Consider the following 25,686-nt stretch of genomic DNA (forward strand, 5'->3'; position numbering starts at 1 on the left):
ATGCGTTCATCGGATCTAAACACTGCAATTGTCTATTCTGCCTATGGCAGTCGCGCGTCCTATTACGACGATTGGCTTGATGCCTTCGGCAATGCCCCGTATTTTAAAACCAGATCCTTTAATATCGCCGTCAATGAGCCGAAAAAGGACTTTATTCAAACAATTGCAGAATATGACCTGATTGTCCTTCTGCATTCCGTAAATGCCGATAATTTAATTTATGCACGTGAAATATTGCCCGCGTTACAAAAACGCAAAGGCAAGCTTTTGTCTTTTGTCGGCAATGAAATCAGTTTACCCGGCGCCCCAATGGTGCCCAAAATTCAATATTTAAAAGATGCCGGTGCCGATTTTATCGCCACACAATTGTTACTGGAAACTGGCGAATATCTGTACAGTGATACCGGGGCCAAAGTATTGGCCGTCCCCCATGCCTTAAACCCCGATGCCTTTAAACCTGTTATTGCGCAAAAAGATCGTGCTATCGACGTTGGTATGCGATCCTTTCGATATCCCGCAACATTTATCGGGGATGAAGACCGTAACCGCCTGATCGACCTGTTCGAAGCCAATGCTTTTTCCCCGCCTTTAGTCACAGACATCAGCACCTCCAGCCGATTGGATCGTGAAGGATGGGCTGCCTTTTTAAACAGCTGTAAAGCCACAGTCAGCAATGAGGCCGGTGGACATTGGATCGATAAAGACGATGCCACAATGAACGCGATTAAAGACTGGATCAAAGCAAAAAACGGCGGGGCAAGCATGACAATTGCATCGGAATCCCCTTTGCGTCGCCTCGTCCATAAATTGCCGTGGGGTGTCCGCCAATGGCTGATCAAAATCCTCAGTAAAGGCATCATTCGCCACGAAGCTTTGATCGGACAGGATGAAGATTTTGTCGAAGTCTATGAACGTTTTTTTAAAGACAAACCCTTCCCCCCGAAAATCAGCGGGAAATGTGTTTCTTCACGTCATTTCGATGCCGTGGGCACGCAGACTTGCCAAATTATGATGGAAGGTCGCTATAACGATATCTTCATCGCTGATGAGCATTACATCCCTTTAAAGGAAGATTTGTCTAACGCACAAGAAGCCGTTGATAAGCTTGCAGACGTAACGTTTCGCACACAACTGGCTGAGCGCACATACGACTTCACAATGGCAGAGCACACTTATACCAAACGCATGGATTATATTTATAAGGCAATATCTTAAACGGTGTTGTTTATGCGTTACAGTGATTTGATCACAGCCTCGATAATCATGTCTTGTGCATCTTCTTCCAGATAAGGATGCATCGGAAGACTGATCACCGATTTTGCCAGTCTTTCTGAGACATCAACCCCTTGTTGACAACAAGGGTATGTGGCATAACCCGTCTGCTGGTTCAATGCAATCGGGTAATAGAAAACCGACGGAACACCTTGTTCCTTCAATGAGGCTTGTAATTGATCACGCCCATCATGCACCAATGTATACTGCGCCCATGACGAGGTTGCTTTTTGCATCACACGCGGCGTTTGAATATAGGCGCCCAGCCTTTCACTATAACGCTGGGCAATCCGATCGCGCGCTTTAAGCTCATCTTCAAAAATCGCAAGTTTTTCAATCAATATAGCGGCTTGTAAGGTATCCAGTCGACTATTTACGCCCACACGTACGTTGTCGTATTTATCCCCGCCTTTACCATGAACGCGCAGACTTTTAATCAACTCTGCCCGTTCAGGATCATCTGTCATCACCGCGCCACCATCACCGTAGCATCCCAACGGCTTAGCAGGGAAAAAGCTGGTCGTGGTCCATGTCGCAAGTTTCCCGGCGCGCACACCATTAAGGGAGCCCCCCAACCCTTGTGCAGAATCAGCCACAACAATCATATCATTTTCGGCTGCAATGGGATTGATTTGGTCATAATCCGCCGGTTGCCCAAACAAATCGACCGGGATCACGATTTTCGGTGTTAAACCTTGTGCGCGAGCATCCAAAACCGCCTGTTTCAGGCTGTTTGGATCCATATTGAAAGTATCCGGCAGAACATCCACAAAAAACGGCGTCGCCCCCAACAAGGGAACAACTTCTGCCGTTGCGACAAACGTCATTGCGGGAACGAAAACCGCATCCCCCGGGCCAATCCCTTCCGCCATTAAAACAAGTTGCAACGCATCTGTTCCATTGGCACAAGACAAGACATGGTCCGCTCCGGTAAAATCCGCCAACTTGCTTTCAAATTCGCCAACCTCCGGCCCCATAATAAAGGCTCCGTGATCAATAACCTTGGCAATTGCCGCATCAATTTTATCGCGAATACGATCACGCTGCGCCTTTAGGTCAATAAAGGGAATAGACGGCTGGCTCATCGTTATACTTCCTCAAGGACACCGGGGGCTATTTCGCGATATTGCGTTCCTTCTATTGGGCAGACTAAATCTTCCCCCAAACGTGCGCCCGCCTTACTCATCCAACCGATCCGTTTTGCCGGAACACCCGCCATCAAGGCATAAGGGGCCACATCTTTGGACACAACAGCTCCGGCTGCAATAAAGCAATATTCCCCAAGATCATGACCGCAAACGATCGTTGCATTTGCACCAATCGTCGCACCACGTTTAACAACTGTTTTGCGATATTCCGATTTGCGTTCAATCTCAGCCCGGGGATTGTTTACATTGGTAAAGACACAGGACGGACCACAAAACACACCGTCTTCCAATGTGACACCCGCATAAATACTGACGTTATTTTGAACTTTACATTTATTGCCGATGGTGACGTCCGGGCCAACAACGACATTCTGACCAAAATTACAGCCTGTACCGATTTTCACACGGCCTAGGATATGGCTGAAATGCCAAATTTTCGTCCCTTCGCCAATTTCACATGGATCATCGACATAGGAACTTTCATGGATAAAAACCCCCGGGAAACGGGCTTGCTCAGTCATTATTTTAAATAATCCTGCGTGAAGCTATGTTGTTCACCATTGCTTGGCTTGATATCGGCGTTACGAATTGCCGAAACCATTTCAATCGATGGACGGGCATCATCCAAACCAAATCCGTTACCCGCCAGAATTTGTTGATAGCTTTGCGTATGCAAATCAGTAAAACCGCCTGAAAATTCAATTTCATCACCATCAATGGTAATAGAACGATAAGTCGGCTGTTTCCCTTTAACTTGCTCCGGTAAATCGTTGCGATCAACGGATAAGAACCAGCGCACACGTGCACGTTCAAATTCCAAATAGCCCGCCGCCCGGTTGTCATCGCGCAAATGCACCACACTTTGAGTATTTTTACCGAACAAATGCCCCAGCATATCAAAGAAATGCACTCCAATATTGGTCGCAATACCGCCAGATTTGCTGACATCCCCTTTCCAAGAGGTATGATACCACTGTCCGCGGGATGTGATGTAGCTGAGATCCACATCATGTATCTTATCGGGTTCCGCATCGACTTTTTGCTTCAGCGCAATGATTGCAGGGTGCAAACGCAATTGCAAAATGGAATATACGCGCTTGCCGGTTTCACGTTCCATTTCGGCCAAACCGTCGATGTTCCACGGGTTCAGCACCAAAGGTTTCTCACATATCGCGTCGGCCCCGCAACGCATGGCAAAGCGGCTGTGTGCATCGTGCAGATAATTAGGAGAACACACACCAACATAATCAATTTGGTCCCCACGGCGATGCAATTTATCAATATGGCGATCAAAACGCTCGAACTCAACAAAGAAACGGGCATCCGGGAAATGACTGTCGATAATTCCCACAGAATCGTTAACATCATAAGCAGTCACAAGATCACCACCAATTTCATTAATGGCGCGCATATGGCGTGGTGCGATATATCCGGCGGCCCCAATCAGGGCAAAGCGAGGTATTTTTTGTGCAGATGTCATGTGAACCAGCGTGTTTTCGAGTTTGCAGAAATCTTAAAAAGTGAACCAGAACAACAGCCCACCCAGATAAGAGAAGTAGCGAAATACAACAAGCATGACAAGCTTTTTCATTCATCAGTAGGCCTTGCTATTTGGGTACAATGAAATACGACTAAATACGACCCAATGCATAAAGTTCCGGTGGACATTTAAGGATATTCTTCTATTTTAATGGAAAATCCCCAATCGACTAATTTCAAGAGGCAATGACGTGAAAGTTTTCATTACAGGCGGCGCAGGTAACATCGGTTCGACAATCGCAGACTTACTGCTAGCACGCAGTGATCAGGTTTTGGTTTTGGACGATTTTTCAACGGGTAAAAAGCACCATATCCAAGATCACGAAAACCTGACTTTTGTGGAAGGCTCTATCGTTGATGCGGAACTGCTCAACAAACTCATGACAGATTTCCAACCCGAAGCCGTTGTCCATTGTGCAGCATCTTATAAAGACCCGGACGATTGGGTCACCGATACGATGGTTAATTCCGTCGGTGGCGTCAATGTCATCCAAGCTTGCCAAAAGCATAACGTGAAACGCACGATCTACTTCCAAACCGCCCTGTGTTATGGCATTCACCCAACAGAACGCCCCATTACATTGAACCATCCAATTAACCCGGATAACAGTTCTTACGCCATTACCAAGACATCGGTTGAAGAAGTCTTACGCCTCAGCGGTATTGATTACGTAACTTTCCGTCTGGCAAACGTCATTGGCCCGCGTACGGTCAGTGGTCCGTTGCCCATTTTCTATCAGCGCCTCAAAGATGGTAAACAATGTTTTGCCACAAAAGCCCGTCGCGATTTCATCTACACGCCTGACCTTGCCAAATTGGTCGTGCGCGCTGTTGATGGGGAAGGCAACGGTATTTATCATTTCTCTTCCGGTTCCGACTGGGCGATTAAAGATTTCTACGACCTTGTTGCTGGTGCTATGAAACTGGACCCGATCCCAGCACCTGAAATTAAAGAATTGGGCGCAGATGATGCTGCCTCCATCTTGCTGGACCCCAGCCGTACCTTTGCCGATTTCGGTGAAATTGAATTTACCCCGATGGAACAAGCGATCCACGATATTGTTGCATATTATGACAAGCACGGTGTGCATGGTGGTTATACGCACCTGAAGATCAACAAAGAAGACTAAGGGGAGCCCCTAAAAATGCGTGTTTTAATTACAGGCGGTTCCGGTTGTCTCGGGGCCAATATCGCAGAACGTCTTTTGGCTGCGGGTCATAGCGTTTTATCCATCGACAATTTCGCAACCGGTCAACGCGGTGCCCTTGCCCCGCATGACAATCTGCAGGAAGTTGAAGGCACCATTGCCGATCAAACCTTGGTTGACAATTGCTTCGACAACTTTAAACCGACGCATATTGTGCATTCTGCCGCCGCCTATAAAGACCTTGATAACTGGGCCGAGGATGCGGCAACAAATGTGTTGGGCACGATTTATGTTGCCAAAGCTGCCAAGCGTCATAACGTCAAACGTTTCATCAATTTCCAAACGGTTCTCTGTTATGGTCGGACCGACGTTCGCCCGGTGCCGATCAATCATCCGGTTGCCCCGTTTACCAGCTATGCCATCAGCAAAACAGCCGGCGAACAATATATTGAAATGAGCGAGCTACCTTACGTTTCCTTGCGCCTGTCCAGCGTTTATGGACCGCGACATTTCAACGGGCCTATTCCGACATTTTACCAGCGCCTGTGTGAAGGCAAAAAATGTTTTGTCGTCGATACCCAGCGCGATTTTATCGAAATGGAAGACTTCCTCGACTTGTTTGACCGGATCATGCAAGACGATGCACCGACCGGCACCTACAATGTCTCCAGCGGTTCGGATGTCACAATCAAAGAAATTTTTGATTCAATTGTCGAAAACCTCGGCATTGAACTGGATGAACCGGTTGAAGTCCGCCCACCCGAAGACGACGATGTTGCGCGTATTCTACTGGACCCAAGTGAAACAGAAAAAGCCTTTGGCTGGAAAGCAACCACAACTTTGAAAGAAGGAATGGTCAAACAAATCAAGTGGTTCAAGGAACACGGCGTTGAACAAACCTACTCCCATTTAAAAATCGGGCAAAAAAATAAAGACTAATTGGTTCGTTTATAATCTATCCCATAAAGGATGCGTCTAATCCAAAAGGACGCATCCTTTTTTACCCTTTCCTCTTGCGTCTATTTTCAACTATATTTTTCCTTTACACAGGCAGTGGAAAATTACAATGACACCGGAAAGCGCCCTTACCTTCTTTCTTGCCATTTTTATTTTTGGCATCACACCGGGACCGGGTGTCTTTGCCATTCTCGCCCGTGCCATGATGGATGGGAGCCGTGCGTGCTTTATGCTCAGCCTTGGCATGGCCATTAGCGATATACTCTACTTGATTGCCGCCTGCCTCGGCCTTGCAACAATTGCAACCCATTGGGGGGAGCTTTTCAGCGTCATTCGTATTGTCGGTGCAATTTACCTGTTTTATCTTGGTTGGAAAATGTGGACCGCCCCCGTCGATGTGGATACCGTTCCAACCAAACTCGATAAAAAAGGCCACGGGCTAAGCTTTCTTCAGGGTTTTTTGATTTCAGCTTCAAACCCGAAAGTTATTTTATTTTACATTGCCTTTCTCCCCACCTTCATGGATTTAAACACACTTCAGGGCAATGATATTTTGTTGGCATCTGGGCTAACCTTAATCGGATTAATGCTGGGGCTGATGTTGATTGCCGGATTTGCATCGCGGGCACGACGCCTTTTGACATCACAAAAAGCCATTAAACGCCTAAACCGTAGTGCGGGTTCCCTCATGGTGGGGGCCGGAGCTTTTCTATTAAGCCGCAGCAATTAAAGCTTATAATTTCTTCTCGTTTCTATTTCTGCCTTTGTTAATCGTGCAAAAGATCTTTTGCACAAATCGTACGGTCATGCGTAATATGCCTGCCTCAACAAAAAAGGTCGTCTCATGGCACTCAAAGCCACCATTTTTAAAGCCAGTCTCGCTATTGCAGATATGGACCGGCATTATTACGAAACGCACAATCTGACAATTGCACGTCATCCGTCTGAAAACGATGAACGTATGATGTTACGCCTGCTTGCTTTTGCCTTATTTGCCGATGAAAGGTTAACTTTCACCAAAGGTCTGTCCACAGATAACGAGCCTGAGTTATGGCAAATTGGCATGGACGGCACCATAGAACACTGGATCGAACTTGGCCTGCCCAGCGAAAAACGCGTCCGCCAAGCCTGCAACAAATCGAACCGCGTCACTTTGCTGTGTTATGGCGGACGCACCGTTGATCCCTGGTGGGAAAAGATGAAACATCAAGTCCGACGTTTCGATAACCTTCAAATACTTAATATCCGACCAGAAGACAGTGCAGCCCTTGAAAAAATGGCCCATCGCACAATGACCATCCACGCCAACATTCAGGATGGCGAGATCGGATTTGGGGACCACGAACAGACCTTCACCATCCGTCTGGAAAACTTACTTGACCGATAGGTCAAAAACACATTTGACCTTTTCTAAAAAACACGACACAAATGTAATCCCATTTCTTTTTTAAAGGCCCTATAAACGTGCTTGATTTCACACTCATCCTTTTGTTTTTGCCAACAGCCTTTTTTATCTCCATCACACCGGGGATGTGTATGACCTTGTCTTTAACGATGGGATTGACGATTGGGCTGCGCCGCACGTTCTGGATGATGTGGGGGGAATTGGTCGGCGTTGCCATTGTCGCAATTTCCGCCGCTGTCGGCATTGCCGCCCTTATGCTGGAATTTCCACAAATATTCACCGCTTTTAAATGGGTTGGCGGACTTTATCTTGGCTGGCTTGGCATACAGATGTGGCGCTCACGTGGCAAAATGGCCATCCGTCTGGATGATGCAGGCACACAGGAAGTCTCTCGTCGCGCCCTTGCTCTGCAAGGTTTTGTCACGGCGATTTCCAACCCGAAAGGCTGGGCATTTTTTGCAACGCTTCTTCCCCCTTTTCTGGATGCAGAAAAGGCAATGGAGCCGCAAATTGCTAGCCTTGTTGTTATTCTGCTATCTGTGGAGTTTCTGTGCTTGATTTTATATGCAAGCGGTGGACGTTCCATGCGGCATTTTCTGGAAAAAAGTGGAAATGTCCGCATGATGAACCGCATTGCCGGCACCTTGATGATCGGTGTCGGCTTTTGGCTGGCTTTGGGATAATCTTTTAAACGACACGGATTTCAGCTGTTTCACCATATCCGCCCTGAATAAGCATCATAGCATGGCGGATCATGGCTTCACGTTGGTTCTTTCGAATAAAAAATGTAAATTTTCCGCCGTTTTCCACATAAGATACAAAATTGTGGATACCGTATTTCATTAAAAACGTCTGTTCTATGCTCATCTTTCTCATCTCTTTCTCACTTGTTCACGAAAAAGAGTAGCGCGCAATTGTTAGCGAAGTTCTAACAAAAAATGAAAGTTTAATGTCATTTTCGCTGTTTCGTCAGCTCATTCAAATGAAACAGCACTTTTTCAGACGCCTGTTGGACCGCCGCGATTTCCTCTAACGCCCCCTCCAAATCACCTTGAGCATATTTACGGGCCGCTTCGATACCGCGGGCATGAACCTCCATATGCGGCGTTTCCATTTCTGCAAAGGAGGGATGATGTTTTATACGTTCATCCTCACAAGCGTAATACCACCGCCCCAACCGACAACAGGTATGATCGGATAATTCATTAGGGTCCAGACTATCGCGCCCGACCATCATGGCGGCCAACCGTTTTTTCCAGATAATATGGTCCGACTTTGCAAGATGCAGCGCTTTTTTCGGTAACTTTAATTTGGAGATATCTGAAATCTGAGAGGCAATATCTTTTTCCGCACCATCCATTGCATCCAAAACCGTGTATGTTGCATTTTGGACATGTTCCGTCATGCGGGCCACTTCGGAAATACCGTAAGCAATCTCATGTGCCGCCAATTTTTGCTGCCCCACAGTTTCCGATATTTCCCGGCTGCGTTGGGTAAGTTCAGAAATCGCACGTGCAATATCCAGCATGGACTCTTGAGAGGCATTCATAATCTCATGGCCGAGTTTAACGGTTTGATCACTCTCGCTCAGTGCCTCAACAATCGCATCAATCTCTTCCTGAAAACGATTGATATTGAGGCGGATGTCTTTCGTTGCCAGACGTGTGCGTTCTGCCAAATTGCGAATTTCAGACGCCACAACCCCAAACCCGGTTCCCGCTTCCCCTGCACGCGCAGCTTCAGTGGCTGCATTCAAGGCCAACAGATTGGTTTGAAACGCAATTTCCGAAATCAAATCGACCACCTGACCAATATCATGGGACGACTCACTTAAAGAACTGCTGCGTTCTGCAACATCGCGCATGGCACCTTCCACCTTGCTCATTGCATCATCGGCTTGTCCGGCTTGTTTTTCACCGTTCAACGCCAGTTCCTTTACCTCTTGCGCCAATGTAAAGGTTTCAGACGCTTGACGGGCAATGGTATCGACGGAAACCGACATTTCCTCGGTCGCCGAAGCCATACCTTGTGCATTTCGATCCGTTACCGATGTCGCACGGCTCAGGTTGGCAGCTGCAATAACGGCTTCATTCAATTCCATTGAAACTGACACAGTCTTTCGCATTTGTGTTGCCGATAACCGCCCGACATCAACGGATAATTTTCGGATCGCCTGACCGATACGATCTTCCCCCTTTGGGATATCCAGAAAGGCCCCCTGACCAATAAGGTCCAAAAGTGTAAGTATTTCCTCGACACGCTCGGGCGGCAGCCAACCTTTCTTTCTTAAGTCATCCATCACGGTGCCTCCCCTAAAAAACGAAACCTTATTGCCTGCATAAAAGAATAATAACACTCAAAGCGCAAGAGCAATCATAAACACTTTCTAGCATAAACAGGTATTCAACCCTTACGCCCGATATACTTACAAGAAATATACCTATCGGATCATTTTCGACAAAATAAGATAAAGACATCTAAAAGAAATAAACCTGCAATAGCATGCTCCATTTAATTGATATTCTTCGTTGATATTTAGCTGCATATCCGTATGATACGCTCGCAAAAATAAGATCGCTTTATTTTTCATACTTTGCCCAAAGGTGCGCCAAATGTTTCTTTTATCAGTCCGGGTTTTGATTGCTGTTTTTTGCATAATCGGATTGACGTGCACAGTTGACGCAGCAACAGAGAAACAAAACATTTACATCGTCGCCGAAGATTTACCCCCTTTTTCAACCGGACACCGGGTTGAAGGGGCCTATGCCCGTGATCAAAATCTCGTCCGTCAGATTTTTAAGGAAATCGGCTTTAACACAAAAATTGCTTTTTTGCCCTGGAAACGAGCATTGCGTGAAATCAAAGAAGGCCGTGCGGCGGGCATCCTTTCTTGTTCCCAAACACAGGAACGCGCGAAATATATGTATTTCCGTACACCAACCAGCCATTTCACCAATGGTTTTTTCTACCTTGCAGATCGCAATCTCCCCCACCCGCAGACGCTTGAGGATGTAAACACCTATGACGTGGCTTCGATTGAGGGACACGCAAACTTGGCACAACTTCGCAATGCCGGGTTGGAACCATTGACGGCAAACGATACCAAAAGCGCTCTTCTCATGTTGGAAGCCGGGCGCTTTGACTATCTTTACCTCAATCGCGAAATCACGATGGCTTACTTGCAAAAGAATGGGTTGGCAGAACGTATCCTATTTTCCCCCGTTTCATCCGAAGATGTCTTTTTCTGTTTTAATAAAAAATATCCGCAAATTGAGCAAATCATGGATTCATTTGAAAAAAAATTACACGAGCTTCGCGCAAACGGAACCTTGCGCACCCTTCAGGCAAAATACAAATAACAAAAGACTGGATTTCCTGTATAAAACTGATACAAGGAAACCTGAGTAAAACGTGCACAAGAGGATAAAGAGCCATGCGACGATACCACCTGACAGTCTTTTGATTTTCTGAACGGGTGCATATGGACTCTTTATGAGAGGGCCCGTTCGGGTCCTTTTTTTATATCTAAATTTCGAGAAATAACATGAACACTATCAATGCAGCTATTGTCGGAGCCAGCGGTTACACAGGTGCAGAACTGGTCCGGCTGTTGATCAACCATCCCAACGTCACTATCACAGCGATGACCGCCGACCGTAAAGCCGGGATGCGAATGGCTGATGTGTTCCCGCATTTGGGTGGATTGAATTTACCCGATCTGGTCAAGATGGATGATGTCGATTGGTCAAATATCGACGTTTGTTTCTGCTGTCTACCCCACGGCACCACACAGGAATTTATCGCAAGCCTGCCGCAAAATGTACGGATCGTCGACTTGTCTGCCGATTTCCGTCTTAAAGATATTGAAGAATACAGCAAATGGTACGGCGATAAACATCGCGCGCCTGAACTGCAAAAAGAAGCTGTTTATGGCCTGACCGAAATGAAACGTGATGAAATTGCAAAAGCACGTTTGGTCGCCAACCCGGGCTGTTATCCCACATCCGCCCAATTGCCCCTGATCCCGTTGCTGAAAGAAAAGAAAATCGGCACACAGGGTATTATCATCGATTCAAAATCCGGTGCCACCGGTGCGGGACGCGCCCCCAAGGAAGGGACTTTATTCTGCGAAGTTTCCGATGCTATCCATGCCTATGGTGTGGGGACACACCGTCATGGGCCGGAAATTGAACAAGGTTTAAGCGAAGCAGCAGGCGAGAATATTTTCGTCAGCTTTACACCACACCTGATGCCAATGAACCGGGGTATTCTGTCGACTATTTATGTCACATTGGCTGATAACGTCAGTGTAAACGATATCAGAACCAGCCTGCAAAACACCTATGCCGATGAGCCGTTCGTCCGTGTGGTTGAAGAAGGCAACAGCCCGGCAACACGCCATGTCCGTGGGTCCAACTATTGCCTGATCGGTGTTTTTGCCGACCGGACACCGGGACGTGCCATCATCGTTTGTGTGGAAGACAACGTTGTCAAAGGCGCCTCTGGTCAAGCGGTCCAGAACATGAATGTCATGTTCGGTTTTGAGGAAACAGCCGGTTTAACCCAGCAACCCATGTTCCCTTAACACTCGTAAAACTCTTCAAGAAAAAGCCCCCGTACAGATGGTTTGTACGGGGGCTTTCGTTTGCGGTTTTCAAACGGATTATACGTCCAAACCTTCAACAAACTTGGCGCGTTCCTGAATAAACTGGAAACGGTATTCCGGCTTTTTGCCCATCAGACGCGTCACCAGGTCCCTTGTATCTTCCGCATCTTCACGATCTTCTTCCGTCGGGCCATGCGGGACGGTAACGCGCAGGAGTGTGCGTCGTTTCGGGTCCATAGTCGTTTCTTTCAATTGCGAGGGCGGCATTTCACCCAGACCTTTAAATCGGCTGATATCCACTTTCTTGCCTTTGAATTCTTTCTCCATCAACTGGTCTTTTTCCAGATCATCCATTGCATAAATGCTTTTTGCCCCTGTCGCCAAACGATAGAGCGGCGGCTGAGCCAGATACAGACGACCTGCTTCGACAAGACCGGGCATTTCCTGATAGAAGAACGTCATCAGCAACGAGGCAATATGCGCACCATCCACGTCCGCATCGGTCATAATAATGACTTTCTCATAACGCAGGTCATCCAGTTCAAAGGCTTCGCGGGTGCCACAGCCCAAAGCTTCGCCCATATCGCTAAGTTCTTTGTTGGCGTGGATTTGATCGACACTGGCAGAGGCGACGTTCAACACCTTACCACGTAAGGGCAAAATCGCCTGTGTTTCACGGTTTCGCGCCTGCTTGGCTGAACCGCCCGCGGAATCCCCTTCCACGAGGAAAATTTCAGTTCCGTCAGAAACCGATCGTGTGCAATCAGCCAATTTGCCCGGCAGGCGCAAACGTTTGGTCGCTGACTGGCGTTTCATCTGCTTGGCGCTTTTTTTACGCAAACGGATTTCGGCGCGTTCAATCAGATATTCAAGCAATTGCGATCCGATTTCCGGATTACCCGCCAACCAGTGATCAAAATTATCCCGAATAGCGGTTTCCACCAGTTTAGCGGCTTCCTGTGTGCCCAATTTTTCTTTGGTTTGCCCCTGAAATTGTGGATCACGGATAAAGGCGGACAACATAATACACGCCCCGTTAATCACATCATCCGCGGTGATTTTAGACGCTGCCTTGTTACTCACCAATTCGCCATAGGCACGAATACCTTTGGTAATGGCATTGCGAAACCCTTGTTCGTGTGTCCCACCTAACGGAGTCGGCACCGTATTACAGTAAGAATTGAAAAAGGCTTCTTCATCTTCCGGCCAGGCAATCGCCCATTCAACCTTGCCCTGTTCGTCCGGGAATTTCACATCCCCGGCAAACGGTTCATCCGTTTTGACCTCGCGGCCTTCCAGAATATTGCTTAAAAAATCAGACAGACCACCGGGGAAATGCAAGACCCCTTGCGTCGGTGTTTTATCCCCGTCTTTAATCAGGCTTTCATCGCATTTCCAGCGGATTTCCACCCCTTTAAACAAATACGCCTTGGAACGCGCCATTTTATAAAGCTGGCTTGGCTTGAACTGAAGACGATTCCCAAAAATTTCAGGATCAGGGTGGAAGGTAATGGTTGTCCCGCGACGGTTATTCACCTGTCCTTCATTTTTCAACGGCCCTTGCGGGATACCACGCGAAAATTCCTGACGCCATAAAGTGCGATCACGGGCCACTTCAACACACAATGTATCAGACAAGGCATTCACAACCGACATCCCCACCCCGTGCAAACCACCGGATGTCTGATAGGCTTTACCGGAAAACTTCCCGCCGGAGTGCAAGGTTGTCATAATAACTTCAAGGGCAGACTTGTCTTTGAACTTGGGGTGCGGATCAACCGGGATCCCACGGCCATTATCGCGCACTGTGACATTGCCTTCGGCGTCCAGTTCCAGTTCGATCCGGCTGGCATGCCCGGCAACCGCTTCGTCCATAGAGTTATCGAGAATCTCGGCCACCAAGTGGTGATAGGCACGTTCATCCGTCCCGCCGATATACATACCGGGACGTTTACGAACCGGTTCCAAACCTTCTAGAACCTCGATATCCTGCGCCGTATAGTCACCGCCGGTTTTCGGCGCGTCGTCTTCAAATAAATCCATAGCCAATTTAGTTGCCCACCTTATTCATAATTTGTTGGCCCGATGATAGGAAGGATGGACCTTTCGAGCAAGCATGATATTGTCTTGATCAACACTTTATATTTTCAAACAACAATTTTGGATCAAACCATGACGACACCAGACTACGGACCCAAAGGAAAACCGGCCATTCGTACCCTTGCCATGCCGGGAGATGCCAACCCCAACGGCGATATCTTCGGCGGTTGGGTCATGTCGCAAATGGATATTGCCGGCGGCGTAACAGCCGCATGGCGCGCACAAGGACGCGTTGCAACCGTTGGCGTCGAAGCCATGTCTTTCTTGAAACCCGTCAGTGTCGGCGATGTTGTCTGTGTCTACACCGATATTGTGCGCGAAGGCAATACATCGATGGCCATTCAGATCGAGCTGTGGGTGTTGCGTCGCGACGGTATGGCACGTGAAAAAGTGACGGAAGGTATTTTCACATTCGTCGCCATTGATGACAATGGCAAGAAACGCGTCCTCCCCCCCATGCCCGATAATACGTTGGCGTTAAATTAGCCCGGTATTTTGATCCCTCATAACCTGTTCTGATCATCAGGTTTGGGGGATCAACCGTTTAAGACTTTAACCTGCATTCAAACGATGGGGTTTTACGTTTTGCAAAAAGCGCACCGTGGCGTCCTCTAAAGACATCCACGCCGCCGCTTCCTTACGATCCGGTTGGGTCACCGACTTATGGGCAGGTTCCAAAAAATCCGGCTTCGCATAACGTTTGAGGATTCTGGCCTCGCCCAATTCCTGATATGACATTTTATTTATTCCTGTTTTGTTCTCTGTAAAACTTCACAGAATAAAAGACCACATGTAACCTGCGACAAAAATACTGCCCAAGGCCAAAAATTCTTTAGCAAAAGTTGGAACATACATTTTCTTCACTCCCTTAATGGCGACTCGTTAAAAGAACATTATAAGAACATTGAAGGATTGTCAACCATGTTCTTATAATGTTCCCACAACAACGGGGTTGAATATTGCGTTTCAATAGCGCACTCTGGAAAGAAAACAACAGGGATTGCTTTCAAAATGGAACAAGAAAGCCAAGAAAAGCCAAAATTGACCAGCGCCGAAATGGGCGCTTTATCACACCTTTACCGTGGTGAAATTTATCGTTCGACCACTTGGCGCACACGATTGGACAACACAACGAACTGGGCTGTCGTCACAACGGGAATTGCCTTCTCCATCACCTTCAGCGGTGTGAATTCTTCTCCTTTACCGCTGGTGCTTGTTGGTTTGCTTGTCATCGTCTTTTTGATTTTCGAGGCGCGGCGTTATCGCTATTTCAACGTCTGGCGTGCCCGTGCCCGCCATATCGAGACAGAGCTTTTCGCCCCGATGTTAAGAGGCGAAGATTATCAACGAAATGGGGATTGGAATCTCATCCTTGCCAAAGATTATATGCATCCCAAACACCACATCAGCATGTTACGCGCCATCGGACGACGTTTGCGACGCAGTTATGCATGGTTGCTGGCCATTCAGGCCATTGCCTACTATGGGAAGCTTACGATCCACCCTGCCCCGCTAGACCATATCGGACAACTGTTTGAACGCGCCGCCATTGGACCAATTCACGGCGAAATTGTCGTCTTCATGCATGCCGTCTTCCATATCAGCTGGATTGCCGTTGCAATAGGAACACTTTATCACGACAAAATCTCACGCCTCAATCGCCGTTATAAAGGCGTTGGCATGGGATAAGTCATTAAATTGTCTGGGAGATAAAAGTGGGGGTCTCTGTTGCTAGGTACCCCCGAACCCCACCTACATAGACTCACCCATGCAGGAATTGAATTTGGTCAAGCGACTGCGTTACGCAGCAGCTGCAACCGGAGCCATACGATTGTCGTTGGCATTTATCAAGTTTTGCACCGATATCGGTGGTAGCTCACCGAGCGCAACACTGTATCTTTACTACCGCTGTCGATCCTATTTCGCCCCCCTCACAAACCGACCTGTTCGATCGGCTTATGGTGGAGGCGCCGGGTACCGCCCCCGGGTCCAGTCAGCTTATTCCATACACGCCTCTAGCGCCGTAGTCCGCCGCTAAGCGGACGCCCTAGATGTAAGCGGGAAAAAGCCAAACGTCAAGGGGCGTCTGGCGAACAATCAAAAAAGGAACGTGGTTGCCCCCACTGATTAACCCCTATATCCTCAATCTCGAAAATAATCCGTCTTCACAATTAAAAGAAAATATTATGGATCAAATCTCGCAGGATGACCTGAAAACGGCCCTGACCGGAAACGTCATCAACGAGCAACAATTCGCCTCCATCCTCCATATCGCACAAAAACGGCAACAGGCCCATCACACCCTTCATGGGGAGGATGAACCTTTTGCAATTTTTCTCGGATTTTCGGAAATTTTTATTTCCATTGGTCTGTGCATTCTGTTTGCCGGGCTCGTCGGTATCCTTACCTTACTGGATAGCTTAGTCGCTGCCGGTGCCATCGTTGCCGTCCTTAGTCTGGGATTATCCCACTACTTTATTAAAATACGGCGTATGGTCCTGCCCAGCATTGTCAGCAGCAGCGCACTGACCCTTTCCAGTATCTTATGCCTTGTCCCGGTCGCCATTGACCTTTTTTCACAAGCCGAAGGGGACGACCCCTATCTGGCCACCCTGATACTTCCCCTCGCCCCGACCTTGTGCTTGCTCGTCTGGATGTATCGTAAATACAAACTTCCCTACCTCACTTTTTTGATCGGTGTCACAGGTTTGGGAATGATACTATCTATTGCCGGGATATTAAGCTCTTCGCAACAAGCCGTCCTTGATTTTGACAGCCTGATGGACCTATCCGTCAATCCCATCGTTGCCGGAAGCTGGCTCCTCTTTGGCTTAATCGCCTTGGGCTTTGGCCTTTATTTCGATTGCCGCGACCCTTATCGGGTCGGTAACCCATCCAAATCCGCCTTTTGGCTGCATCTTCTCTCTGGTCCGTCCTTGTTGAATGTTATTGCCCTGAACATCTATTACGAGGGGGACACGACTTCTTATATTTTGACAACGTTATTGCTCTGTCTGTTCGTGATCATCGCCCTGATTATTGATCGCCGTTCTTTTATCTCGGCAGGTATTATTTATATGAGCTTCGTTGTCAGTTGGGCGACGAAAAACCTGGGCATGGATGCAGACTATATCAGCCTCTTTGTCCTTGGCCTGATTATTACCGCGCTTGCGACATGGTGGCATAAATGGCGCAGTGCATTGATGAATGCCTTGCCCAACTTCCCTTACAAGGAAAAACTTCCGCCCTATTAAGCTTAAGAAGAAACAACAAAAAAGCCCGTCCAAAAGGACGGGCTTTTTAATGGCGAGAGTGACGGGACTCGAACCCGCGGCCTTCGGCGTGACAGGCCGACGCTCTAACCAACTGAGCTACACCCCCACAAAAGGGATACTCTCTCAATAGACACCAAGTGAAACGCGAAAGTGGCGAGAGTGACGGGACTCGAACCCGCGGCCTTCGGCGTGACAGGCCGACGCTCTAACCAACTGAGCTACACCCCCTCACGTTCACTTATAACAAAGCGTAGAAGAGTGGTGGAGGGAGTTGGATTCGAACCAACGTAGGCGTAGCCAGCGGATTTACAGTCCGCCCCTTTTAGCCGCTCAGGCATCCCTCCAGGGACCCTTTGTCACACACGCTTTGCTGTGGTGTGGGCGGGGTTATAACAGTGCCCCCACAGGCATGCAACAGGATTTTTCATTTTTTTTACACATTCTTGATTTTTCGACTCTTTTCCTCGCTTTTGCCTCGGTACAAACCTCATTATCTTGGCGAATACAACTGAACTTTCTCCTTAGACATCTACACAACTCGTCACGATTCATAGGACGGTCTTATGGAAACATTGCAGAAAGCAAGAAGATGTTCATAAAACTGCAGAATCGCAAAAACAGGACAATCCGCATTCTTTGCCCCACATGCGTTTTTTTGAGACCGATTGACCACTTGCAAAAACACGAAACTCAGGCAAATAAAAACCCCCACCGGACGTAACCGTCACAGTGGGGGTTTTTCGTGTATGGGGCGACTGATGGGACTTGAACCCACGACCCCCGGTACCACAAACCGGTGCTCTAACCAACTGAGCTACAATCGCCATTGAGGTGGGCGCTTATGTACGCCAGCACGCTCTGATCGTCAATAACTTTTCGACCCAAAAAGTAAAAAAAACTGTCACACGAAAAATTTACGCAGACGATCGATTGCTTCGTTCAGGAGTGAGGGTTGTTTACAAAAACAGAAACGAACAAAATTGCGTGGCCCACCTTCCTGATAGAAGGCCCCTGTCGGCACCGCCGTAACCCCGGCCTTCAGGGTAATATATCGGCAAAACTCAGCATCATCCCCATCAAAGCCAAAGGGCGAGAAATCAACCGTTAAAAAATAAGTTCCCTGACTATCCAACACGTTAAAGCCGACATCGCGTAATCCCGTCGCCAACAAATCGCGTTGTGCCTGCATACCGGCGGTAAAATCGCGGTAATAGTCATCGGGAAAATCCAGCCCTGCAGCAATTGCCTTTTGCAGGTTCGGCACAACCGTAAACGTAACAAACTGGTGCGCTTTGGCAATGGCTTTCATCAGATGCGGGGATGCTGTGATATAACCGATTTTCCAGCCTGTCAGAGAAAAGGTTTTGCCCGCAGAGCCAATACGCGCACATCTATCGCGCATCCCCGGCAACGTCATTAAAGGGTGATGTTGGTGGTCATCAAAAACCAGATGTTCATAAACCTCATCACAAACAACATAAGCATCATGCTTTTGCACAAGCGCGGCTAAGAACGACAACTCGTCTTTGGTAAACACCTTGCCGGACGGATTCATAGGGGAATTTAAAACCAACAATTTGGTTTTATCGCTAAATGCTTTTTCCAATTCCTCACGTGGCAATTCCCAATGAGGCGGCTCAACTCGTACCAGTTTCGGGATGGCGCCGATATGGCGGATGATCGGCAAATAAGAATCATAAAGCGGTTCGATTAAAACCACTTCGTCACCGGGGTTCAACAGCCCCATAAAGCAATCACATAAGGCTTCTGTCGCCCCGGACGTGACCATTACTTCCGTTTGCCAATCGACATCCAGATCGTAAAACCGTTTGTTATGACGTGCAACAGCCTGACGCAGTTCCGGCAATCCCATCAGGGGAGGATACTGGTTTGGCCCTGCTATCAACGCATCGGCTGCAATACGACAAATTTCTTCAGGCCCATCCACATCCGGAAAGCCCTGCCCCAGATTGATACTGTTATGTTCTAACGCCAATGCTGAAGTCACTTCAAAAATTGTCGTCCCATAACCGGAGAGAATTTCGTTGACCGGTTTTTTCATCGTATCGTCAGCCACTTTTTATACTTCCTTAAACGCCTAAATATAATTGGACTGACTGTAACCTGAGACACGGGACATTGTCACCCTTTATGGATTTGACAGGAAATCAATTTTTGAAAAAACCTTATCGACATCAAAACCAATGGTCAGCATCCCATCCAATTGCGATGTTTTTTCATTTGTAATCGGTAAGGATACCTGCACCTGAAAAGCGTGTGCAGAATGATCAAATAAAATCTGAGACATATATGACGCCTGCCCACTGGATAAGGCCATAAAGGCATGTTCATCCCCTTGCCAGTAATCGCTGGTGGGCGCATTCATGGCAATATTGTAACCTTCTTTATCCGTCAAAAAAATCTCATTGATCCCTTGATGGCTCTCAAGGATTTTGCGCAGAAACTCAGACCCTTTATTAGCAAGAATATCGCTCATAAGTTCCGTTTGCCTGTCGTGCGCCATCGCCTCCTTCCAGTCTGCATCTGCCTGACGAAGTGTTTTCTTGGGGAGACGACGCGCCTGCAGTGTTTTCTCAACAGATCCGATGCCATTTTGATATTGCATCAAAATGGACTGCGCCATCTCCAAAAGCTTTTGACGCTCCGACTGTGTTGCAGCGCGTGTATCGCGTGCACACATCGCCAAAGCTTTGTTAAACTGTGAAATAAAATCTGGATTATTTTTGATAAAAGTCTTGGAAAAATAAGCAACCAAAGGCACATAGCGAACAAAGGTCGACTCTAGATCATCCTCTTCAAGTCCGGTGGCACGGCTGGCGTTCAAAAAAACTTCCTCATCCGACAACGCCGCAGAAACGCGCCCCTTTGCCAACAGTTTTGCCAAAGATTTCACGTTTGGGATCGTCGCCTGCAAGTGCAACCCATGCCGTTTAAGCCAGACTTCTTCGTTTGCACCCAAAACAGCCCCAATTTGATCAAGTGGCAACAAGTCTGAGGCCTGCGATGCCTTTAAGCGAAAAACTTTCCAACGTTCCAGCGCCAAAGGTTCTGTCGGGATTGACGTTTCATCAAGGTCTGCATCCGGTATACTCAGAAAAAAACCGTCAATGCGATTTTGTTTTATCAGTTCGCGATTACGTTTGCGCGGAGCAATGGCAATGACATAGGGCCGTTTTAGCCGATCAAAAACACATTGTACCATTTGCGGCGTACGCCCACGCAATACAGATGAATCCATCACCTGATAAGGCGGTTGTAAATGTGTTTGCAACATAACAGGTGTCGGTTCATTGGCATGCACCATCGTTACGAACACCACAATAACCGCCAAAATTGGGACAATCCGCCGCAAAAAAATCTCCCGCCAGTCTTTTTTTGATCTTAAAGTAGTACTTAAGGAGTAAACCTAGGAAGTCAACCGAAATCACAAAGATATTAATTTTACAACTAAGAAATCTTAGATTGATGAGTCAGCCAAAAGACTTTGCCAGCAGTCTGCAAAGGCGTAAGTCTGTACTTCTATTGGTCTCGTTGAGCGTCCATTTGCGCCAACAAACGGCGCTTGTCGGAAATACTGTCTTCTACACTGCGTAACTTGGAATATGAGACGCTTTGCGTCAGGCCTAAATGTTCCGCAAGCTCTAACAAAAGCTCCCGTTCGGCGCGATCTGTTTGTGCAGCCTCGATGCTTTCAATCATAGCCAGAATACTGTTCTTGCTTTTGTAAAACGCTTCTTCATCTGTCAGATTACGCACCGTCTGAACCACACGCACAACATCACCATCCACCACGATAATATCATCGCTTCGTGTCTGATCAGGGCCGACTTCCGCCTTCGTAATTAAAACCGGATACCAACCAAAGGAACGTAAGGTCTGAACCGACGCATTTTCCAGACTATCACCCAAATCCAAATCTGACGGCGTTTCCTGAATACGGATCAGTCTGCCATCTTCAACATATGCAAACATGGGGCATCCTATTATTCGTTGTCTATCTGAATTTAAGACTACCCCTAAAAATTAAATTTGTAAAATCTAATAATACTTTGGTGGTAAACACACCGATATAAAAAGATAAAAAAAACCGCATCCCTTTCAGAATACGGTTTAAATTTAGAATCTTGAGCCGATTTTTCAGCTATTCAATTCAATCAACAAATCGCAAATTTCACGAACAGCACCCTGCCCGCCTTTTTTCTGTGTAATATACAGCGTCTTTTCTTTAACAGCCTCAACCGCATCGGCAACCGTAATTGGGGTGCCGATTTTTTCCATAATCGGAATATCGTTCAAATCATCCCCCATATGTGCCACATTATCCAAACTGATGGACAGCTCGTCACATATCTTTTGCAAAATTTCGATCTTGTTTTTTGCCCCGGTATAAACATGACTTAGCCCAAGGCGCTTCCCGCGTTCCTGAATGGCATTTGTCGTACTTGCACTGATGATACAAAGCTCAACCCCGGCCTCACGCGCTTTTTTCATGCCCATGCCGTCTTTGACATTGAACTTGCGTAACTCGTCACCGGTTTCCGTATAATAAAGCCCACCATCGGTCAAAATACCGTCCACGTCCAGACTGAGGAGCTTCACCGATTTAAGTTGTTGTTTGAAATCCGCGAAGGGAAGTTTGTCACGTGCGGTCATGGCCTGATCCTGTCTTTAAAAATAAGATATCTGAATATAGGTTTAGGCGTTTTCCTGATCACGTTCCACACGTTCCGTGCGCCAACGCATGGTTTTTAACAGGGTGCCGATTGTAATAGACCCCAATGTCGCAATGGCAATTTCATCAATTTCGCGCAACACCAGATTTAGCGCATTGCCAATATCCGTATCGGCTTGTGAATCACGGGCACGTTCATTCTCGCTGACATCTTCAAACAGGTGAATAACGTCAAACAAGGTTGTGCGTTTCAAGTTCCCTGCAAAACGGTAACCGCCCCCGGCACCACGTACAGATTCGACCAAACCCGCGCGGCCCAAATCACGCAAAACCTTGGCCAAGTGATTTGCGGAAATATTATACTTGTCCGCAATATCCGTAGCCGAAAGCTGGACATCTGGATCACGTGCCAATTCCAGAACCGCATATAGCGCGCAATAAGTTGCTTTTTGGAGTTTCATTTCTGCTTACCTTCAGTCCAGCGGCATTTCCAATTCGATATAAGGACCACCCATCATGCCCTGACTTCTAAAGAAGCTAAGATTCAAATTGTCCTTACGGTGCAACATTGTACGCGCCTGTCCGACACCCGCCTTGCGAAACTGTTCGCAAACCGTTTCAAACAATCGCGTCCCCACCTGTTTCAGGCGCATTTCCGGGTTCACCCCGATCGTATAAACCCAGCCACAGGGTTCGGACCCAAATTCCCACGCGCGCACTTCACCGATGATAAAGCCTGCAAAAACACCGTCGATTTCACAGACATAGAAAAAACCCTCGTTGGAATCACCATAGCGATGATAGGTCTCTTCCCAATAATCGGGTTTATGCTGGCCTGTATTATAGGCATGCAAATCTGTCACGGCAGGTAAATCCTTCTCATCCGCATCCCGAATAATAAAGGTCACGCCATCGACGTTCATTTTTTTATGGAACTCTTGTCTAACCATGTTCCGCCTACGCCTTTGCCAGCTATAAATTTATATACAGGAAATAAAATACGCATTTCGGTACCACTTTGTAAAGACTACGTTAAAAAAACCTCGCAAAAACTTTCATGAAGGCGTATTTTTCCTTTTATGACAATAGACAAAACAGCCATAGACGGTATCAAGACATATCTCATAGAACGGGCACTTCTCAGCCCCGTTACCCCGGAAGTCTTTCGCATCGGTTGTCAACGCTTGCATGAGGCTGGTTTACCTGTCTTACGTATCAACATGTCATGGGGAACATTGCACCCTACCATCGGTGCCTTATCGCTGCGCTGGTGGAAAGGTCGGGAATTTGATGATATCACACGTTATATGCATCAAGATGGGGAGAGTGAAGAATGGCTCAGCAGCCCCGGGTATTATGCCGTTCACAATCAAATTCCTGAATTTGACGTTTTTATAAACGACGAGACCGCACACCCCGTTTTCCCTGTCTTTGACGAATTCAAAAAAGCCGGCGGCACCCATTATTTTTTACGTCTCATCCGTTTTTCCGAACCGTCCCCACTCGCCTTCGATCTGGATGGGATGATCCTATCCTTTCTCAGCGATGCCCCAAACGGGTTTAACAGCGAAGAAATGGACGTACTGCGCGACATTAGCGATTATATGGCATTCGTTCTCAAAATTGCTGTGCGCGAACGCATTACGTTAAACACCCTCAGTGCCTATTTGGGTGAGAATGCAGCCTCTCAAGTTCTCAGTGGTTCCATTAAACTGGGGGATGGCAATAACATCAATGCTGTGATCTGGTATAGCGATCTGCGCAATTCAACAATTTTGGGCGATCAATTATCCGGTCCTGACCTGCTTGCCACGTTAAACAGCTATTTTGCCTGCACTGCCGGGGCTGTAAGTGATCATGGCGGCGAAGTGCTCCGGTTTGTCGGGGATGCTGTGCTGGCAATTTTCCCCATTCATAACGAGGATATAAAAGAAGCCTGTGCCAAGGCGACAGCCGCCGCCAAAGATTCCCTTGCACGACTGGAATATGTTAACGCACAACGAGCCCCAGATCAGCAGCTTTCCTTTGGACTGGGACTGCATATCGGGGAAGTGATGTTTGGGAATATCGGCATTCCCGAGCGCCTTGATTTTTCTGTAACCGGGCCTGCGGCAAACGAAGTCGCGCGCATTGAAAATATGACAAAAGAAATCGGTGAAAGCGTTTTGGCCTCTCAATCCTTTGCCAGTCATCAGCCTGATCAATGGTGCGCCATTGGCCCTCGCCCATTGCGCGGTGTCGGGCGCCCTGTAAACTTATTTACCCTTAAATAGTATTTATGTGAGAGAGTTCACAGAAATATTGAGGAAATAAGCGTACTCGATACTGGACGAAACTTTTCTATAATTCAAAATATTCTTATTTTTATATTTAATTGCTGATCTTTTCTGGGGCACGACTATGAAATTTCTGTTGAATAAATCCGTGATGATTGCCATTGGCATTGCTGCTGTGGTTTCTATCTGGCTGTTATCTGGCCTATTCACCGAAAAAGAAGACGTCGTTGCCAAAAGTGTTGTCGAAACACATACAAAAAACAAGGTCAGCGTTCTGGTTTCAACACAGGAAGCCCACGATCACGCCGATATCATCTCGCTTTATGGACAAACCGAAGCCAACCGCGACGTCGAGCTGAAAGCCCAGACAAAAGGCCGTATTTCCGAGCTTCTAATCGAAAAGGGGACTGTGGTTAGCAAGGGTGATGTCATTGCCCGGATCGCGATGGATGATCGTAAATATCAGCTTGAAGGCGCGCGTGCTGCCGTTCGTTTTCGTGAACTGGAATATGATGCCTCTAAAAAGCTATCCCAGAAAAGCTTTCGTTCACAAACAAAACTGGCTGAGTCCAAGTCGCTGCTAAACAGCGCGCGTGCCGACCTAGAAAACATTCGCCTTGATATTGAACATACGGAAATCAAAGCCCCGTTTGACGGATACCTTGAAAATACCAGCATCGAAGTCGGTGATTTTGTTGATAGCGGGGACCCAATTGCAAAAATTGTCGATCTTTCCCCAATTGTTGTCAGCGCAGCCATCCCGGAATATTCCATTTCAAGAATCAAAGACGGCCAAGCCGCACGCGCTGTCTTAAATGACGGTCGCATACTGGAAGGCATCGTGCGATTTATTGCTGCAACCAGTGACAATTCCACACGCACCTACCGCGTGGAAATGGAAGCCCCCAACGACGCACAAGAACTGATCAATGTCGGTATTACAGCCAAATTACTATTAAGCATCGGGCGCCAACATGCCTATCAGGTCAGCCCGGCGATTTTAACCCTGTCAGACGAAGGGGTCATTGGCATTAAAACGGTCGATGATACCAACAAAGTTGTTTTCCATCCGGTGAAATTGTTGGAAGATACCCCCGAAGGCATCTGGATTACCGGCCTGCCCCAAACCGCCCGCATCATCACACGCGGCCAGGAATATGTCAGTGTCGGACAAGAAGTCATCACGACGCAAGCCGATGACGAACAAAAGGCAAATGTTGACGAACACCCGTCCGCACCTGCAATCGCCAAGGCACAGGAACAATAA

26 protein-coding genes, 4 tRNA genes and 1 other RNA gene are annotated in these 25,686 nt (G+C 47.4%); 13 read left to right on the top strand and 18 right to left on the bottom strand.

The annotated features are described in order from the left end of the window. On the top strand, window positions 1–1,215 hold the full coding sequence (locus tag ACN0VA_RS06850; protein WP_417820439.1) for a glycosyltransferase: 1,215 nt from the start codon (window positions 1–3) through the stop codon (window positions 1,213–1,215). A gap of 17 nt (window positions 1,216–1,232) precedes the next feature. On the opposite strand, the gene ACN0VA_RS06855 is transcribed toward ACN0VA_RS06850, so the two are convergent. From ACN0VA_RS06855 to ACN0VA_RS06865, 3 genes are read right to left on the bottom strand one after another with little or no spacing between them, the layout of a single operon-like run. Continuing rightward, the gene (locus ACN0VA_RS06855) at window positions 1,233–2,357 is read right to left on the bottom strand and encodes a DegT/DnrJ/EryC1/StrS family aminotransferase (protein WP_417820440.1); all 1,125 of its coding nucleotides are present in this window, start codon (window positions 2,355–2,357) and stop codon (window positions 1,233–1,235) included. 2 nt (window positions 2,358–2,359) lie between these two features. Beyond that, window positions 2,360–2,941 (bottom strand): acyltransferase, encoded by a 582-nt coding sequence (locus ACN0VA_RS06860; RefSeq protein ID WP_417820441.1) that lies wholly within the window; start codon window positions 2,939–2,941, stop codon window positions 2,360–2,362. Beyond that, window positions 2,941–3,900, bottom strand: coding sequence for a Gfo/Idh/MocA family oxidoreductase (locus ACN0VA_RS06865; protein ID WP_417820442.1), 960 nt, complete (start codon window positions 3,898–3,900; stop codon window positions 2,941–2,943). The genes ACN0VA_RS06860 and ACN0VA_RS06865 overlap by 1 nt, the downstream gene beginning before the upstream one ends. 250 nt (window positions 3,901–4,150) lie before the next feature. Here ACN0VA_RS06865 and ACN0VA_RS06870 point away from each other — a divergent pair, with 250 nt between their 5' ends. From ACN0VA_RS06870 to ACN0VA_RS06890, 5 genes are all read left to right on the top strand, one after another. Then, window positions 4,151–5,089, top strand: coding sequence for an NAD-dependent epimerase/dehydratase family protein (locus ACN0VA_RS06870; RefSeq protein ID WP_417820443.1), 939 nt, complete (start codon window positions 4,151–4,153; stop codon window positions 5,087–5,089). Between the two features lie 15 nt (window positions 5,090–5,104). Further along, complete coding sequence (locus ACN0VA_RS06875) at window positions 5,105–6,046, top strand: NAD-dependent epimerase/dehydratase family protein (RefSeq protein ID WP_417820444.1); 942 nt, start codon at window positions 5,105–5,107, stop codon at window positions 6,044–6,046. Window positions 6,047–6,173: 127 nt separating this feature from the next. Further along, window positions 6,174–6,794 (top strand): LysE family translocator, encoded by a 621-nt coding sequence (locus ACN0VA_RS06880; protein WP_417820445.1) that lies wholly within the window; start codon window positions 6,174–6,176, stop codon window positions 6,792–6,794. A gap of 114 nt (window positions 6,795–6,908) precedes the next feature. Beyond that, entirely contained in the window at window positions 6,909–7,451 is a 543-nt protein-coding gene (locus tag ACN0VA_RS06885; protein ID WP_417820446.1) for a YaeQ family protein, read from the top strand. A gap of 77 nt (window positions 7,452–7,528) precedes the next feature. Continuing rightward, window positions 7,529–8,152: a LysE family translocator gene (locus tag ACN0VA_RS06890; protein ID WP_417820447.1), complete on the top strand. Its 624-nt coding sequence runs from the start codon at window positions 7,529–7,531 to the stop codon at window positions 8,150–8,152. 4 nt (window positions 8,153–8,156) lie between these two features. Here ACN0VA_RS06890 and ACN0VA_RS06895 read toward each other — a convergent pair whose 3' ends face one another. Both ACN0VA_RS06895 and ACN0VA_RS06900 read right to left on the bottom strand, forming a co-directional pair. Next, a complete protein-coding gene (locus ACN0VA_RS06895; protein ID WP_417820448.1) occupies window positions 8,157–8,336 on the bottom strand; it encodes a hypothetical protein in 180 nt (59 codons plus the stop codon). An 85-nt stretch (window positions 8,337–8,421) separates the two neighbouring features. After that, on the bottom strand, window positions 8,422–9,768 hold the full coding sequence (locus ACN0VA_RS06900) for a methyl-accepting chemotaxis protein (protein ID WP_417820449.1): 1,347 nt from the start codon (window positions 9,766–9,768) through the stop codon (window positions 8,422–8,424). A gap of 313 nt (window positions 9,769–10,081) precedes the next feature. Here ACN0VA_RS06900 and ACN0VA_RS06905 point away from each other — a divergent pair, with 313 nt between their 5' ends. Then, window positions 10,082–10,828, top strand: a complete 747-nt coding sequence (locus ACN0VA_RS06905) for a substrate-binding periplasmic protein (protein WP_417820450.1) — start codon at window positions 10,082–10,084, stop codon at window positions 10,826–10,828. 185 nt (window positions 10,829–11,013) lie between these two features. Next, on the top strand, window positions 11,014–12,054 hold the full coding sequence (gene argC / locus ACN0VA_RS06910) for an N-acetyl-gamma-glutamyl-phosphate reductase (protein ID WP_417820451.1): 1,041 nt from the start codon (window positions 11,014–11,016) through the stop codon (window positions 12,052–12,054). 78 nt (window positions 12,055–12,132) lie between these two features. On the opposite strand, the gene parE is transcribed toward argC, so the two are convergent. After that, window positions 12,133–14,118, bottom strand: a complete 1,986-nt coding sequence (gene parE, locus ACN0VA_RS06915; RefSeq protein WP_417820600.1) for a DNA topoisomerase IV subunit B — start codon at window positions 14,116–14,118, stop codon at window positions 12,133–12,135. Window positions 14,119–14,247: 129 nt separating this feature from the next. Between parE and ACN0VA_RS06920 the strand changes: the two genes are divergently transcribed. Then, window positions 14,248–14,661: an acyl-CoA thioesterase gene (locus ACN0VA_RS06920; protein ID WP_417820452.1), complete on the top strand. Its 414-nt coding sequence runs from the start codon at window positions 14,248–14,250 to the stop codon at window positions 14,659–14,661. 66 nt (window positions 14,662–14,727) lie between these two features. On the opposite strand, the gene ACN0VA_RS06925 is transcribed toward ACN0VA_RS06920, so the two are convergent. Further along, complete coding sequence (locus ACN0VA_RS06925) at window positions 14,728–14,913, bottom strand: hypothetical protein (RefSeq protein ID WP_417820453.1); 186 nt, start codon at window positions 14,911–14,913, stop codon at window positions 14,728–14,730. A 273-nt stretch (window positions 14,914–15,186) separates the two neighbouring features. On the opposite strand from ACN0VA_RS06925, the gene ACN0VA_RS06930 reads away from it, so the two are divergent. Next, a complete protein-coding gene (locus ACN0VA_RS06930; protein ID WP_417820454.1) occupies window positions 15,187–15,864 on the top strand; it encodes a DUF2270 domain-containing protein in 678 nt (225 codons plus the stop codon). A 25-nt stretch (window positions 15,865–15,889) separates the two neighbouring features. Here ACN0VA_RS06930 and ssrA read toward each other — a convergent pair. After that, window positions 15,890–16,258: a transfer-messenger RNA gene (ssrA, locus tag ACN0VA_RS06935) on the bottom strand. A 31-nt stretch (window positions 16,259–16,289) separates the two neighbouring features. Between ssrA and ACN0VA_RS06940 the strand changes: the two genes are divergently transcribed. Further along, window positions 16,290–17,429, top strand: a complete 1,140-nt coding sequence (locus ACN0VA_RS06940) for a hypothetical protein (protein WP_417820455.1) — start codon at window positions 16,290–16,292, stop codon at window positions 17,427–17,429. 50 nt (window positions 17,430–17,479) lie between these two features. Here ACN0VA_RS06940 and ACN0VA_RS06945 read toward each other — a convergent pair. The 10 genes from ACN0VA_RS06945 to ACN0VA_RS06990 all read right to left on the bottom strand — a co-directional run bounded on the left by ACN0VA_RS06945 (window position 17,480) and on the right by ACN0VA_RS06990 (window position 23,093). Then, window positions 17,480–17,556 (bottom strand) — tRNA-Asp (locus ACN0VA_RS06945). A 45-nt stretch (window positions 17,557–17,601) separates the two neighbouring features. Continuing rightward, window positions 17,602–17,678, bottom strand: a tRNA-Asp gene (locus ACN0VA_RS06950). Between the two features lie 31 nt (window positions 17,679–17,709). After that, window positions 17,710–17,794: transfer RNA gene (locus tag ACN0VA_RS06955), tRNA-Tyr, on the bottom strand. A 403-nt stretch (window positions 17,795–18,197) separates the two neighbouring features. Continuing rightward, window positions 18,198–18,274 (bottom strand) — tRNA-His (locus tag ACN0VA_RS06960). A gap of 77 nt (window positions 18,275–18,351) precedes the next feature. After that, window positions 18,352–19,512, bottom strand: a complete 1,161-nt coding sequence (locus ACN0VA_RS06965) for an aminotransferase (RefSeq protein ID WP_417820601.1) — start codon at window positions 19,510–19,512, stop codon at window positions 18,352–18,354. Between the two features lie 87 nt (window positions 19,513–19,599). Continuing rightward, window positions 19,600–20,823 carry a hypothetical protein gene (locus ACN0VA_RS06970; RefSeq protein WP_417820456.1) on the bottom strand — a complete coding sequence of 408 codons (1,224 nt, stop codon included), beginning with the start codon at window positions 20,821–20,823 and terminating at the stop codon, window positions 19,600–19,602. A 167-nt stretch (window positions 20,824–20,990) separates the two neighbouring features. After that, the gene (locus tag ACN0VA_RS06975) at window positions 20,991–21,443 is read right to left on the bottom strand and encodes a hypothetical protein (RefSeq protein ID WP_417820457.1); all 453 of its coding nucleotides are present in this window, start codon (window positions 21,441–21,443) and stop codon (window positions 20,991–20,993) included. 165 nt (window positions 21,444–21,608) lie between these two features. Then, window positions 21,609–22,124 (bottom strand): KdsC family phosphatase, encoded by a 516-nt coding sequence (locus ACN0VA_RS06980; RefSeq protein WP_417820458.1) that lies wholly within the window; start codon window positions 22,122–22,124, stop codon window positions 21,609–21,611. Window positions 22,125–22,166: 42 nt separating this feature from the next. Next, window positions 22,167–22,604, bottom strand: a complete 438-nt coding sequence (locus tag ACN0VA_RS06985; protein WP_188662979.1) for an Rrf2 family transcriptional regulator — start codon at window positions 22,602–22,604, stop codon at window positions 22,167–22,169. A gap of 12 nt (window positions 22,605–22,616) precedes the next feature. Beyond that, on the bottom strand, window positions 22,617–23,093 hold the full coding sequence (locus tag ACN0VA_RS06990; protein ID WP_188662976.1) for a GNAT family N-acetyltransferase: 477 nt from the start codon (window positions 23,091–23,093) through the stop codon (window positions 22,617–22,619). A gap of 129 nt (window positions 23,094–23,222) precedes the next feature. On the opposite strand from ACN0VA_RS06990, the gene ACN0VA_RS06995 reads away from it, so the two are divergent. Together ACN0VA_RS06995 and ACN0VA_RS07000 are read left to right on the top strand one after the other, a co-directional pair. Then, window positions 23,223–24,416: an adenylate/guanylate cyclase domain-containing protein gene (locus tag ACN0VA_RS06995; protein ID WP_417820459.1), complete on the top strand. Its 1,194-nt coding sequence runs from the start codon at window positions 23,223–23,225 to the stop codon at window positions 24,414–24,416. Between the two features lie 127 nt (window positions 24,417–24,543). Continuing rightward, complete coding sequence (locus ACN0VA_RS07000) at window positions 24,544–25,686, top strand: efflux RND transporter periplasmic adaptor subunit (RefSeq protein WP_417820460.1); 1,143 nt, start codon at window positions 24,544–24,546, stop codon at window positions 25,684–25,686.

It is taken from the genome of Terasakiella sp. (assembly GCF_048267425.1).
In the GTDB taxonomy this organism is placed as follows: Bacteria; Pseudomonadota; Alphaproteobacteria; order Rhodospirillales; family Terasakiellaceae; genus Terasakiella.

Excerpts from the sequence above, each read along its gene's own strand:
- ACN0VA_RS06850 (WP_417820439.1), top strand. The coding sequence starts at position 1 with ATGCGTTCATCGGATCTAAACACTGCAATTGTCTATTCTGCCTATGGC.
- ACN0VA_RS06855 (WP_417820440.1), bottom strand. The coding sequence starts at position 2,357 with ATGAGCCAGCCGTCTATTCCCTTTATTGACCTAAAGGCGCAGCGTGAT.
- ACN0VA_RS06860 (WP_417820441.1), bottom strand. The coding sequence starts at position 2,941 with ATGACTGAGCAAGCCCGTTTCCCGGGGGTTTTTATCCATGAAAGTTCC.
- ACN0VA_RS06865 (WP_417820442.1), bottom strand. The coding sequence starts at position 3,900 with ATGACATCTGCACAAAAAATACCTCGCTTTGCCCTGATTGGGGCCGCC.
- ACN0VA_RS06875 (WP_417820444.1), top strand. The coding sequence starts at position 5,105 with ATGCGTGTTTTAATTACAGGCGGTTCCGGTTGTCTCGGGGCCAATATC.
- ACN0VA_RS06880 (WP_417820445.1), top strand. The coding sequence starts at position 6,174 with ATGACACCGGAAAGCGCCCTTACCTTCTTTCTTGCCATTTTTATTTTT.
- ACN0VA_RS06885 (WP_417820446.1), top strand. The coding sequence starts at position 6,909 with ATGGCACTCAAAGCCACCATTTTTAAAGCCAGTCTCGCTATTGCAGAT.
- ACN0VA_RS06895 (WP_417820448.1), bottom strand. The coding sequence starts at position 8,336 with ATGAGCATAGAACAGACGTTTTTAATGAAATACGGTATCCACAATTTT.
- ACN0VA_RS06900 (WP_417820449.1), bottom strand. The coding sequence starts at position 9,768 with ATGGATGACTTAAGAAAGAAAGGTTGGCTGCCGCCCGAGCGTGTCGAG.
- ACN0VA_RS06905 (WP_417820450.1), top strand. The coding sequence starts at position 10,082 with ATGTTTCTTTTATCAGTCCGGGTTTTGATTGCTGTTTTTTGCATAATC.
- argC (WP_417820451.1), top strand. The coding sequence starts at position 11,014 with ATGAACACTATCAATGCAGCTATTGTCGGAGCCAGCGGTTACACAGGT.
- parE (WP_417820600.1), bottom strand. The coding sequence starts at position 14,118 with ATGGATTTATTTGAAGACGACGCGCCGAAAACCGGCGGTGACTATACG.
- ACN0VA_RS06920 (WP_417820452.1), top strand. The coding sequence starts at position 14,248 with ATGACGACACCAGACTACGGACCCAAAGGAAAACCGGCCATTCGTACC.
- ACN0VA_RS06925 (WP_417820453.1), bottom strand. The coding sequence starts at position 14,913 with ATGTCATATCAGGAATTGGGCGAGGCCAGAATCCTCAAACGTTATGCG.
- ACN0VA_RS06930 (WP_417820454.1), top strand. The coding sequence starts at position 15,187 with ATGGAACAAGAAAGCCAAGAAAAGCCAAAATTGACCAGCGCCGAAATG.
- ACN0VA_RS06965 (WP_417820601.1), bottom strand. The coding sequence starts at position 19,512 with ATGAAAAAACCGGTCAACGAAATTCTCTCCGGTTATGGGACGACAATT.
- ACN0VA_RS06975 (WP_417820457.1), bottom strand. The coding sequence starts at position 21,443 with ATGTTTGCATATGTTGAAGATGGCAGACTGATCCGTATTCAGGAAACG.
- ACN0VA_RS06980 (WP_417820458.1), bottom strand. The coding sequence starts at position 22,124 with ATGACCGCACGTGACAAACTTCCCTTCGCGGATTTCAAACAACAACTT.
- ACN0VA_RS06985 (WP_188662979.1), bottom strand. The coding sequence starts at position 22,604 with ATGAAACTCCAAAAAGCAACTTATTGCGCGCTATATGCGGTTCTGGAA.
- ACN0VA_RS06990 (WP_188662976.1), bottom strand. The coding sequence starts at position 23,093 with ATGGTTAGACAAGAGTTCCATAAAAAAATGAACGTCGATGGCGTGACC.
- ACN0VA_RS06995 (WP_417820459.1), top strand. The coding sequence starts at position 23,223 with ATGACAATAGACAAAACAGCCATAGACGGTATCAAGACATATCTCATA.
- ACN0VA_RS07000 (WP_417820460.1), top strand. The coding sequence starts at position 24,544 with ATGAAATTTCTGTTGAATAAATCCGTGATGATTGCCATTGGCATTGCT.